This is a genomic window from Hymenobacter pini (genome assembly GCF_020421205.1).
GTDB classification, from domain to species: domain Bacteria; phylum Bacteroidota; class Bacteroidia; order Cytophagales; family Hymenobacteraceae; genus Hymenobacter; species Hymenobacter pini.
Genome location: NZ_JAIZZH010000003.1, coordinates 528,848 through 541,660, shown reverse-complemented (window position 1 = coordinate 541,660; position 12,813 = coordinate 528,848). Strand labels below are relative to the sequence as shown.

General features: G+C 60.5%; 8 protein-coding genes. All 8 read left to right on the top strand.

The window, feature by feature from the left end; all coding sequences use genetic code 11:
- Positions 1 to 29 precede the first annotated feature (29 nt).
- The 8 genes from amaB to LF252_RS13580 all read left to right on the top strand — a co-directional run bounded on the left by amaB (position 30) and on the right by LF252_RS13580 (position 12,682).
- The gene (gene amaB, locus LF252_RS13615; RefSeq protein ID WP_226270140.1) at positions 30 to 1,628 is read left to right on the top strand and encodes an L-piperidine-6-carboxylate dehydrogenase; all 1,599 of its coding nucleotides are present in this window, start codon (positions 30 to 32) and stop codon (positions 1,626 to 1,628) included.
- A gap of 259 nt (positions 1,629 to 1,887) precedes the next feature.
- Entirely contained in the window at positions 1,888 to 2,454 is a 567-nt protein-coding gene (locus tag LF252_RS13610) for an RNA polymerase sigma factor (protein WP_226270139.1), read from the top strand.
- 134 nt (positions 2,455 to 2,588) lie between these two features.
- Entirely contained in the window at positions 2,589 to 3,350 is a 762-nt protein-coding gene (locus tag LF252_RS13605) for a hypothetical protein (protein WP_226270138.1), read from the top strand.
- Positions 3,351 to 3,353: 3 nt separating this feature from the next.
- Positions 3,354 to 4,583, top strand: a complete 1,230-nt coding sequence (locus LF252_RS13600) for a hypothetical protein (RefSeq protein WP_226270137.1) — start codon at positions 3,354 to 3,356, stop codon at positions 4,581 to 4,583.
- Positions 4,584 to 4,751: 168 nt separating this feature from the next.
- A complete protein-coding gene (locus LF252_RS13595) occupies positions 4,752 to 5,219 on the top strand; it encodes a PPC domain-containing DNA-binding protein (RefSeq protein WP_226270136.1) in 468 nt (155 codons plus the stop codon).
- Between the two features lie 122 nt (positions 5,220 to 5,341).
- Positions 5,342 to 8,653, top strand: coding sequence for a toxin-antitoxin system YwqK family antitoxin (locus LF252_RS13590; RefSeq protein ID WP_226270135.1), 3,312 nt, complete (start codon positions 5,342 to 5,344; stop codon positions 8,651 to 8,653).
- Positions 8,640 to 10,595: a DUF3857 domain-containing protein gene (locus LF252_RS13585; RefSeq protein ID WP_226270134.1), complete on the top strand. Its 1,956-nt coding sequence runs from the start codon at positions 8,640 to 8,642 to the stop codon at positions 10,593 to 10,595. Before LF252_RS13590 ends, LF252_RS13585 begins: the two co-directional genes overlap by 14 nt.
- Before the next feature lie 110 nt (positions 10,596 to 10,705).
- Entirely contained in the window at positions 10,706 to 12,682 is a 1,977-nt protein-coding gene (locus LF252_RS13580) for a DUF3857 domain-containing protein (RefSeq protein WP_226270133.1), read from the top strand.
- Positions 12,683 to 12,813 lie beyond the last annotated feature (131 nt).

Here is a 12,813-nt window from a genome sequence, read left to right as displayed (position 1 = left end):
CCCACCCACCCATACTCGTTTTCATTCCCATGAAACAAGCTCTCGAAGAAGCCGTGGCTACCGGCACCGACGTACAGGACCACGACCACCACGGCATCCGGCAGGTGCTGCGCGAGCTGGGCCTCGAAGCCCATAACGCCGCCTGGAGCACCGGCCTCACCTGGGGCGGCGCCGATAATGGCAACACCCGCACCATTACCTCCACCGCCGATGGCCGCACCATTGGCACCGTAGCCCTGGCCACGCCTGACGATTACGAGCAGGTAGTGCAGAAAGCCCAGGAAGCCTTCAAAACCTGGCGGCTGGTGCCGGCTCCCAAGCGCGGCGAAATTGTGCGTCAGATTGGCAACAAGCTGCGCGAGTACAAAGACTCACTGAGCAAGCTGGTGAGCTACGAGATGGGCAAAATCCTGCAGGAAGGCCTCGGCGAAGTGCAGGAAATGATTGACATCTGCGACTTTGCCGTGGGCCTTTCTCGGCAGTTGCACGGCTTCACCATGCACTCTGAGCGCCCCGGCCACCGCATGTACGAGCAGTACCACCCACTGGGCGTAGTCGGTATCATCTCGGCCTTCAACTTCCCGGTGGCCGTGTGGAGCTGGAACGCCATGCTGGCCGCCGTGTGCGGGGATACCTGCATCTGGAAACCCTCCGAAAAAACGCCCCTCACGGCCGTAGCCGTGCAGCACATTCTGCAGGACGTACTGCGCGAAAACGAGTTGCCCGAGGGCATCTTTAACCTGATTATCGGCGACGCGGAAATTGGCGCCAAGATGGCTGCTGATACGCGCGTGCCGCTGGTATCGGCCACGGGCAGCACCCGCATGGGTAAGAAGGTAGGTGAAGTGGTAGGGGCCCGCTTGGGCCGCGCCCTGCTGGAACTGGGTGGCAACAATGCCATCATCCTCACCGAAAACGCCGACCTGAGCCTGGCCATGCCGGGCATCGTATTTGGCGCCGTGGGCACGGCTGGGCAGCGCTGCACCACCACCCGCCGCCTCATCATCCACGACTCTATTTACGAGGATGTGAAGGCCCGTCTGCTCAAAATCTATCCCACGCTGCCCATCGGCCACCCGCTGCAGGAAGGCACGCTGGTTGGGCCGCTGATTGATAAAGATGCCGTAACCAGCTTCAGCAAAGCGCTGGAAGCCGTACAGGCCGAAGGCGGCAAGCTGCTGATTGGGGGCGAAGTGCTGAGCGGTGCCGGCTACGAAACTGGTACCTACGTGAAGCCTGCCATTGTAGAAGCTAGCAACGAGTATCACACGGTGCAGGAAGAAACCTTCGCGCCCATCCTTTACCTCATCAAATACAGCGGCGGCGTGGAAAACGCCATCGACGTGCAGAATGGCGTGCGCCAGGGCTTGTCATCAAGCATCTTCACTTTGAACATGCGCGAGGCCGAGGCCTTCCTCAGCCACGCCGGTTCCGACTGCGGCATTGCCAACGTGAACATCGGCACCAGCGGGGCCGAAATTGGTGGCGCGTTCGGGGGCGAGAAGGAAACCGGCGGTGGCCGCGAATCGGGTTCCGATGCCTGGCGCGTGTATATGCGTCGCCAGACTAACACCATCAATTATAGCACCCAACTTCCGCTGGCCCAGGGCATCAAATTCGACGTATAACGTCACTTGCAGCCTTTCAAATAGCAACGGCCCGCTCGGTTATCCGGGTGGGCCGTTTGCCTTGCGAAACATGTGCGCAGGAGAAAACCCGGCCGGGCACAAAAACACCTCTTCCGCTTGTTAGCCGGTGAAGTAGTGCAACCCCGACCCGCGTCCCGCTGTCTTTCACCTGCTTACCCACTAGCCCGAGCCGTTTTACCCCGGAAAGTTGGATATTTACGATTCTCTCGTTTCCGAATCCCCGCCAACACAGCAACCAATGGAGGCATTTGCGTACACTGACATAAACGCGCCGCTAGTCGAGCGGTGCCGCTTGGGTGACCGGCGCGCCCAGGCCGAAATCTACAAGCGCTACTCCAAGGCTATGTTCAACGCCAGCCTGCGCATCACCGGCGACTATGCCGAGGCGGAGGATGTGTTGCAGGAGTCGTTTCTGAGTGCGTTCCGGGAGTTGCACAGCTACAAGGGTGATTCGTCGTTTGGCTCCTGGCTCAAGCGTATCGTCATCAACAAAAGCATTAACTGCCTGCGCAACCGGCGCCTGCAGCTGGTGCCACTGGCCGAGCAGCACGATGGGGCCGCCCCCGAAACCGACTCGGTGGGTAGCCTGGACGGAGAGGAGCTGAGCTGGCGGGCCGATGTGGTGCGCCGCTGCGTGCAGGAACTCCCCGACGGCTACCGCGTAGTACTCTCGCTGTACCTGCTGGAGGGCTACGACCACGCCGAAATTGCCGGCATCCTCAATATCACCGAGTCCACGTCGAAGTCGCAGTACAGCCGGGCCCGCAAGAAGCTGCTGGAACTGGCCCGGCAGCACGGCTTATAGCCGCTAGTTTCTCTTACAGAAGTAATCACCACCGTCCTTTGCGTTGCCTGTTTGTCCAGCACCTTTTGCGCTGAGCCACCCCATCTGCCAATCAGCCTGCCCCAATCAGCAACGCCCTAGTACCACCACCTGACATGAACGAGAAGAAAACCGGACTGGAAGCCTTTGTGGAACGCCACCGCGCCGACTTCGACGCGTTTGAGCCGCGCCCGGACCTCTGGGATGATATTGCCCTGGATTTGGAGCTAGGTGCTGAGCCGGTTGAGGAAGAGCCTGCCCCTCTGCGGGTAGTGCCCCTGTTCCCGGCCGCCGAAACGGCCCCCTTAACCCCGGCCGCCGCCCCAGATACAGCGGCTATCCGCTCAGCCCGGCCCTACGGCGTAGCCGCGGCCGTAGCTGCCCTGATGCTAGTGAGCACCTGGTTCTGGCAACACCGCACCGAAGCCACCATCTGGACGCGCGCCGGCCAGCCGGCCCTGTCGATGGCAACTCCCGCTGAGCCCGACCATGACTTTTACAACGGCCCGGTGCTGACGGCTACTCCGGCCGCTACCGGCCCCGAGCAACGCTTGGCCAGCGCCGTGCAGCGGATGGAATCCTACTATGCCACGCAAATTGCCGAGCGCCAGCAGGAGCTACGCGAAGTAGCCGCCGAAACGGTGGGTAGCGCCCCCAAAGCCGACTGGCAGCAGGAATTGGTAGCCTTGGATTCCACCTACCAGCAGCTCAAAACCGAGTTGTACCGCAACCCCGAGCCCGATGTGGTGCTGGAAGCTATGAACCGCAACATGCAGATTCGGCTGGAGCTTCTGACGCAGCAGCTGCATACCCGGGAGCGAATTCGGGACTATCATAGCCAACCGTACATGGTGGCCGACAGCCGCCGGATTCCCTAACGTATGCGTCGTCCTCTAATGACCTTTAATAGGGTTGGCTTACTGGCTGGCTGGCTGTGCATAACTGCGCTGAGCACCCAGGCGCAGCTGCCCGCTACCGGTCCCGAAGTAGCCGCGGCGTACTTCTGTGAGCCAATGGGGCAGGGCCTGCCCGGCTCCGACCAGGGTACGCCCGAAGCGCGCCAAGGTGGCCAAGGCCCCCAGGACGAGGCGCAGCCCACGCCGGCCGTGGAGAAAGTGCGCAAAATCAGCCGCACCTTTCCGGCCAGCGCCACGAAGCTCTACACGCTGGATACGCGCTACGGCCGCGTGCAGGTGAACGTGTGGAACCGCGCCGAAATCCGGACGGATGTGGACGTGATTACCCGGGCCGAAACTGAAGAAAAAGCCCAACAGCTGCAAGACATGATTCAGGTGCAGCTGCTGGCCAAAGACCCTGCCACGGGTGGCATTGCAGTTCGGTCGCGCTTTGGGGTCATGCCCCGGGAGTGTTGGAGCCGTACCAAGCTCTACGAGGTAAATTATACAGTGTGGGTACCGAAAAACACCCCGCTGGCCCTGCATAATACCTTCGGCGAAATCAGCCTGACCAGCGACGTAAGCGGCGTAACGGAGCTAGCCGTGGAGTACGGCTCACTGCGCACGGCCCGGCTGGAAGGAGCCCGCAACACAGTGCGCCTGTGCAACGCTCAGTGCTCGGTGCCCTACGCCGGCCGCATGGTGGTGGATGCGTCGTACTCGAAGCTGCGCCTCACGGATGGAGGTACCATTGACCTGCGCAACAACTCCTCCGATATTGACATTGGCACGGTGCAGGACCTGACGGTGCACAGCAAGTACGGCGACGTAGCTTTGGGCACGGTGCGCAACCTGCGCGGCAGTTCGGGCTACTCCAAATTCAGCATCGATAAACTCAGCAACCAGTTGGATATGAAGCTCCAGTACTGCCCTGCCTTTGAGGTGCGCAATACCGGCCGCAACTTCCGGCAGGTAAACCTCGACGGCAGCTACAGCACCATTCTGCTCAACTTCCCCGATGGTGCAGCCTTCGATTTCGACGTAAACACCGAGCACGGCCAGCTGCTGGTAGACAAGAAGCTGGTAAAGATGGAATCGGAGGAAACGGCGGCGGGCTCCAGCGACCTGCAGGGTTCATTTGGTGCCGTGCCTGCGCGTAATGCGGGCAACGTAAACATTAAGGTGCGGTACGGCAACGTAAGCTTCAATCGGTAAGTAGTAATGTTATCTTACGACAACCCGCCCGGCTCGGATGAGCCGGGCGGGTTTGCTTTTATACCTGCTGCCGGTTCACGTCCTTTGCGTATGCGGCGTTGTATTGTACCTATATTATTCATGATGCTGGCGGCGGGTTTGGCCAGCGCCCAGTCAACTTCTACTCCCATGTCTGCTCCCGGCTCATCGGCTTCGTCTTCTATGCGTGCCTACGCCCTGCGTTTGCGGCCGGGGCAGGATGTACGGCAGGAGCTACAGGCATTTGCGGAGCAGCACCAGCTGCGCGCTGCCTGCATACTCTCGGCAGTAGGTAGCCTTACTACCGCCACGCTGCGGCTGGCCAACCAGGAGGGCCCCACCGTGTACCAAGGGCATTTTGAGGTGGTTTCGTTGGTAGGCACGCTGTCAATAAACGGCAGCCACCTGCATCTGTCCGTAGCCGATTCCACGGGCCGCACCGTGGGTGGTCACCTGCTGGCCGGCAACCGCGTGTATACTACCTTGGAAGTGGTAGTGGGTGAGCTGCCCGAGCTGAATTTTCGCCGCGAAACCGACCCCACGTATGGGTACAAGGAATTGGAAGTCCGGTCCGCGCCGGCTCCGATACAACCCAATAAAGCCCCTCGAAAAAAATAGGGTCGAGCTAGGCGCATAGTACTTTTTCAAGCCGAGCAAATCCGGTATACTTGTAGGAACTATCATGGCCCGGCCGCATGGGCGCGCGGGCGGATGAAGTGTTTTTATTCTAGTTTATTCTAATGCGCATTTCTACGTACGGTATGCTGCTGAGCCTGTGGGCCAGCGCTGCCGCTGCCGCGTACGGCCAGGAGCAGCCCGCCACGCTGCCCACCACTGCCCGGATTTTACCCGAGGCCATTGCCCTCCACGACAAAGGTGAATACGCCGCCGCCATCCGGCAGTATCTGCTGGTACCCTCCTCCGATTCGGGGTACGCGGGTATTCAGGGCGAGCTGGCGCTTTCATACCTGGCCAACAAGCAGTATAAGGAAGCGGTGGAAGCCAGCCGCCGCGCCATTGCCCTGAAAGAGTATAGCTCGCAGCCGTACTACATTCTGGCTGAGGCCGAAGAAAACCTGAAGCACGAGCCCGAAACCTTTCAGGCCTACGCCGATGGGCTGAAGCGTTTTCCCTACAACCAGCTGCTGTGGTTCAACCAGGGCGTGAGCTACGATGCGCTTAAAAAGCGCCCCGCTGCCCTGGCAAGCTGGCAGCGCAGCCTGGAGCTGAAACCCTCGCACCCTGGCACGCACTACCAGCTGGCGTGGCTGGCCATGGAGCAGGGCCAGACGTCTCGGGCGCTCATCAGCCTGCTTACCTACTTGGCCCTGAATCCGGATGGGGAGAAAAGCCAGGAAGCCTTAGTGATGGCCGAACGGCTCTCGAACAACTCCCTGGAAATAGACGAGAAGGAACGCGAAAAACCCTTTGTCAACAACGACGCATTCCAGGACCTCGACCTGCTGATTACCTCCAAAGTAGCCCTGCGCCCCGACTATAAGTCGAAGGTGAAGTTCAATGCCGCCGTGGTGAAGCAGACACAGCTGCTGGTAGAGAAATTTCCGGCTGCCGGTTCCAACGAAACGGACCTCTGGCTCCGCACCTACGGCCCCGTGGTAGAAGCCCTGCGCCAAGACGACAACCTGGTAGCCTTCACCAACCTAATTCTGTACTCCGCTGACGATAAAAGCGCTGCCAAGTGGGTGAATGGCAATAAAAGCAAGGTAGACCGCATGAGCCAGGCCGTGGCACGGGCGTTAGTGAGCCTGCGTAACCAGCAGCAAGTAGCTGGCCAGCCCGAGGGAGCCCGCCGCAAAGCGTGGTTCCACGAAGGCACCCTGCAGGGTATTGGCGAAGGAACCACCAAAAACGGCGAGCTGGAAATCCTATCGGGGCCTTGGCTGTTTATTGACAAGGAAGGCGCCGTGGTGAAGGACGGTACCTTTACGGCGGATGGGAAGCGCACCGGCCGCTGGCGCGAATATCATGACAACAGCCAGCTTTCCAAGGAAACCAACTACGACGCCGAAGGCCGCCTCGACGGCCGCTACGTGGAATACCACGACAATGGGGCGCTATCCGTGGATGGTGCCTATAAGGCCGGCCAGATTGTAGGCACGGCCAAAATCTACCACTACTGCGGTGAGGTGCGCGAGGTGCGCTCGTACGTGAATGGCGACGCTACTGGTGAGGTACAGTTTTTCTACACCAACGGCAAGCTCCAGCGCCGCGCCACATACCAAACCGACAAACTACACGGGCAAGCCTTCAACTTCTACCCCGACGGTACGCCCGAAGCCACGTATACCTACGCGGCCGACAAGCGCCAGGGGCCCTTCGAGGTGTTTTATCCCGATAAAACGCTGGAGCGCAAAGGCACTTACGAGCAGGATGAGCTGCACGGCGACTACCAGGATTTTTACCAGAACGGCAAGCCCGCCAACACCGGCCGCTACGACCACGGCAAGTTTGTGGGCCGGTGGCAGCGTTTCTCAGAAAACGGCAAGCTCAGCGAAGAGAAAAACTTTGACGCTGCCGGTGAGCTGCACGGTGCTTTCAAAAACTACGACAACCAGGGCCGCTTGCTGAGCGAGCTGGAGTACGCGCAGGGTCGGGTAGTGAAGTTTACCAACTACGACCCCGCTACTGGCAAGCAGCTCAGCCAGCAGGCCGTAGCCAAAAAAGGCCGCACCGAGGTAAAGGCGCTGCGGGCCGATGGTTCAGTACGCTTCGCCGGCACGTACCTGGATGGGAAGATGCAGGGCGACTGGCAGTGGTATCGGCGCAACGGCAGCCTTACCACGCTCCGGCAGTACAAACAGGGCAAGCAGGAAGGCAAAGAAGAATTCTACGCCAGCAACGGCCGCGTAACCCAGCGCAATCAGTACCAGAACGACCAACTCAATGGCCTGTCGGAAACCTTTTACGGGCACGGCCAGCTGCGGCGGGCGGGGTTTTATAATGAGGGTGAGCAGGCCGGTACCTGGCGGCAATACTATCCCACCGGCCGGCTAAGCGAGGAATACAACCTGGCTGGTGGTGCGCTGCACGGCCAAACCCGCAGCTATACCCCCGCGGGCCAACTTACCCAGGAGCGGTGGGTAGAATACGGCCGCGACCTGACGGTGATGACCTTCGACTCCACGGGCCGGGTGATGGACCGCATTCAGGTGCAGCCCGATTCCCGCAACGTGACGCTGAGCTACCCCAACGGCAAGCCCCGCGTGGTGAGCAGCTGGCAATGCTACGACAACCAGGGCGAGGAAAAATGGCTGCTGCCCAACGGCAAAGCCGAAATCCTGGTGAGCAACGAGATGGGCAAGCGCCAGGGGCCCTACCGCGTGTATCATCCCGTTACGGGCAAGCTTATCGAGGAAGGCCAGTACCGGGACGGCAAGCGGGAAGGGGAGTGGAAAACCTATTACGCCTCGGGGGTGCTCCAGCGCAAAGGCTCCTACCGCGCCGGCGACTTTACCGGCGAGTGGCTGTCGTACTTCGAGAACGGCCAGCTGGAACGCCTATCCACGTACGCCGACGACGAGCTGGACGGCCCCCTGCGCCTGTACAACATGCTGGGCGAGCTGGTGCTGGAAAAAAGCTACGCCAATGGCGAGCTGCTGGGCCACCGCGGCCCCGGTGCCGATGCCAAAGCTGCTACGGGTGAGCTGAAGCCCGTTGATGTCATCAGCACCACCTTTGCCAACGGCAAGCCCGCCGCCACCGAAACCTACCAGAAAGGTATGCTCAGCGGGGCCCGCACCTACTACTACAGCACCGGTCAGGTATACCGCCGCGCCCAGAACACGGCCGATGGTCTGTTGGCGGGTATTGTCACCACCTACTACCCCAACGGCAAGGTGCAGGAAGAAGAAGCTTACGCCTTCGATGAGCTGCACGGCCGCAGCCGCTACTACCGCCCCGATGGCACCCTGGAGCGGGAAGAAACCTACCGCTGCGGCGAAAAAGCCGGCCCCACCGTGTACTACGACGCCCAGGGCAAGGCCCTACGCACCGACACTTACTGGAATACGCATATCTATGAAGCGCGCTAACCTTGCCCTGGTGGCCGGGCTGCTAGGGTGGCTGCTCGGGGCCGGTTCCGCGGCCCGCGCCCAGCAGCCGCTGCAGCAGCTCATGCAGCTCAAGCAGCAGTACCCCACCGAAAAAGCCGTATACCTCGACTATCGCGAGGAAATTACCGTGGAACTCAAGGGCGACTCGGTGCAGGTGCTGGCCCGCCACCACTACGATATGCTGCACCTGGCCGCGCAGTCGGATATGTACGCTCCTGATCAGGTGTACAGCTCCCATTTCAACCGCCTGCAGAAGATTGAAGCCCAGACGCTGCTACCCGCCACCAACAGCTACAAGGCGGTGAAGGTGACGGACTTCAAGGATAAGTTTGAAATCCGGCCGGGCATTTTCTTCGATGATGCCCGCGTCACCAGCTTTACCTACCCGGCCGTGGCCCCCGGCGTGCGCACCGTGTGCGACTACACTGTGCGCCACCCTGATGCGCGCTTTCTCAACCCGTTCTACTTTGCCAGCTACGTGCCCATCCGCCACGCCGAGCTGGTAATTACCGCCCCGCGGACCGTCAAGCTCAATACCAAGCAGTTCAACATTCCGGCCGGTATGGTGGCCCAGGCCCGGCAGGAGAAAGGCAACACCGTTACGTACCGCTGGACGGCCGAAAACGTGCCCGCTGCCAAGCGCGAGTCCGACGCCCCGGAAACCAGCTACTACGTGCCGCACCTGGTGTATTTCCTGGAAGAAGCCCAGGTGAACGGCCAGTCGCGGAAGCTGCTGGGCGGCGTGCCCGAGCTGTATAACCTGTACTCCGGCTTCGTGGCCAACCTGGACAAGCAGGAAGCCCCGGCCCTGCGCCGGGTGGTAGACTCCCTGAGCGTAGGCGCCCGCACCGAGCCCGAGAAGGTGGCCCGCATCTACTATTGGGTGCAGGACCATGTGCGCTACATTGCCTTCGAAAATGGGCTGCGCGGCTTTATTCCGCACGACGCCGGCAAGGTGTACGCCAGCCGCTACGGCGACTGTAAGGACATGGCCAACCTGCTGCACGAGATGCTGCGCATGGCCGGCATCAAATCATACCGCACCTGGATTGGCACCCGCGACCTGCCCTACCACTACGCCGACCTGGCCACACCCGGCGTGGACAATCACATGATTACTACCTACGAGGCCAGCCCTGGCAAGTACGTGTTCCTGGATGCCACCAGTAAATACACGCCCTACGGCATGCCATCGTCCATGATTCAGGGCAAAGATGCGCTGCTGGCCCTGGATGGTAAGAACTGCAAGGTGGTACCGGTGCCGGTGATGGAGCGTCAGCTCAGCCGCACCGTAGATAGTTCGGTAGTGGTGCTGGACGGCAATACGGGCCTGCGCGGCACTGGCCGCCTAGCGCTGAGTGGCTACAGCAAGGTGCAGCAGTCGTATGCCTTGGATGGGCTGAATCCGACTGATGAGGCTAAATCAGTGAAAAACTTGGTGGAGCGCGGCAACAACAAGTTCTTCGTGGATAAGTACGCCGTGCGCCACCTCGACGCCCGCGACCAGCCCCTGACGGTGGACTATGAGTACCGCCTGCAGGATTATGTGCAGCGTCTCGACGACGAAGTGTACGTGAACCTGAACCTCAACCAAAGCTACGCCACCGACCGCCTCGACCCTGCCAAGCGCACCCTGGCCCGCACCAACGAGTTCTACCACACCACCCGTACCCGCACCGAGTTTGAGGTGCCTGCCGGCTACGAGGTAACCTACCTGCCCACCAACTCCGAAGGCCGCGACGACGTGCTGGGATTCTCTATCCGTTACGAGCGCAAGGGCAACCGCATCATTCAGGAAAAGGAAGTGTACGTGAACTACCTGATGCTGGAACCCGCCCAGTTCGGCAAGTGGAACGGCGTGGTGGACAAGCTCAACGCCGCCTACCGCGACGCTCTCATCCTGAAGCGCAAAAAGGTCTAGGTTGTCGTTCTGACCAATGGAAGGAATCTGGGGTAGCCTCCAAATGGGTTACCCGGATTCCTCCCGTTGGTTGGCATGACAGTATCCCTCATTCGTATTATCATCCTCCCGTGACAACAACTTTCACCCAACATGGCCGGACGCTGATGGCAGCAGCATTGCTGTGGCTGCCGGCCGCCCTGCAAGCCCAAAGCCTGCCGGCCAAGCTCACCTACGCCAACTATACCTGGGAAGCCAAGCGCAAGCCCATGACCATTACGGCCACGGAGGCCCAGCAGCCCGCCATTGTGCTGCGCGACTTCCGCACCGAGGAGTTTGCCCAGGATGCGAAGAATGAGATGCACCTGTACTCCGTGGACCACCGCATTGTGCGCGTGAACACCTCCGACGGTATCGAGCAGTTCAACAAAATTTACCTGCCCGTGCAGGATGGCGGCCGCATTGTGTCGCTGAAAGCCCGCACCATCAGCCCCCGCGGCGAGATTGTGGAGGTGCAGGAAAGCAACATGAAGGAGCTGAAGGACGAAGACGGCAGCCGCGGCTACAAGGTGTTTGCCGTGGAAGGAGTGGAGAAGGGCAGCGAAATCGAGTATTTCTTCACCCGTGAGAAGCCCATCAACTACTTCGGCCGCTTTTACCTGCAGAGCGAGGTGCCCGTACGCGACCTGCACGTAGAGTTGATTACGCCCGAGGCCCTCACATTTGAGCTGCAGCGTTACCCCGGCGGCCTGGTGCGCGATACGGTGATTAACGAGAAGCGCGTTAGCCGGGTACTGCTGCACGATGTGTCGGCTCTGCGCGAGGAGGGTTTTGCCAACATGCAGGCCCAGCGCCAGCGCATTGAGTACAAGTTTGCCTATAGCGCCAACCGGGGCCGCACCCGCCTGTTCACCTGGGCCGACGCCAGCCAGTTTCTGTACGGCCGCGTGTACAACTGGGACAAGGACGAGCTGAAGGCCGTGGATAAGCTGCTGAAGCAGATGAACCTGCCCGCCGCGCAGCCCTTGCCCGCCCTGGAGAACTACCTCAAAACCAACTTCCGGCTCAGCGACGGGGGCGGCGAAAACCTCACGCGCGTTATTGCTGCCCGCACGGCCTCCGAAACCGGCTTCGCCCGCCTGTTTGCGGCCCTAATGAGCCGCCTGAACATTGCGCACGAGCTGGTGCTCACCAACGACCGGACCGAAGCGCCCTTCGATGAGGCTTTCGATACCTGGAACTACCTCGACCACCCGGTTTTCTACTTCCCCGCTACCAAGCAGTGGCTGGCTCCCGGCCGCCCCGATTACCGCCTGCCTCTGATTCCGGCCGAGTGGACCGATAACAAAGGGTTGTTTGTGCGCCGGGTGCAACTGGGCTCCACCGAAACCGCCGTGGGCAAGATCGGGCAGATTCCGACGCTCACCGCCGACCAAAGCCCCAACGACCTGGATATTGCCGTGCAGTTTGCGCCCAATCTGGACAAAAGCACCGTGACCATCCGCGAAACCCTGGGCGGCTACAGCGCCCAGCAGATTCAGCCGGTGTATGCCCTGATTCCGGAGGACAAGCGCCCCGAAGTGCTGCAGGAAATCATCAAGAGCAACGTGCCTGATGCCAGCTTCATGAAGCTAACGGCCACCAACACCGAAACCGGCCTCAACCCGCTGGAAAAGCCATTCATCTTGGATGCTACCGTAGAGTCGGTGGCGCTGCTGGACAGGGCGGGGCCGAAGTACCTGTTCAAAGTAGGTACGCTGCTGGGGCCGCAGTCGGAGCTGTACCAGACCGAGCAGCGGCAGTTCGACGTGGAAAACGAGTTTAACCGCCGCTACAACCGCACCATTACCTTCGAGGTACCGGCCGGCTACCAAATCCGCAACCTGCAGGACCTGAACATGGACGTGCAGGCCGGCCCCACCACCAACGGCCCCGAGTACCTGTTCAAATCCAGCTACGAGCAGCAGGGCCAGAAGGTCACCGTGACCATCCGCGAGTACTACCGCCAGATTCGCTGGCCTAAGTCGGATTTTGAGGCGTTCCGGGGCGTGGTAAATGCCTCCGCTAACTTCAACAAAGTGGTGTTGGTGATGGAGAAGAAAAGCTAAGCTCTGCGCCTCATTATTGCTGTACCAACGGCCCCGTGTCACATCTGGCGCGGGGCCGTTGTGCATTTTGGTGAACTGATAGAAAAGAAAGCGAGTGTGAAAATACTCAGCATGCCGAGTATTTTTCGTTC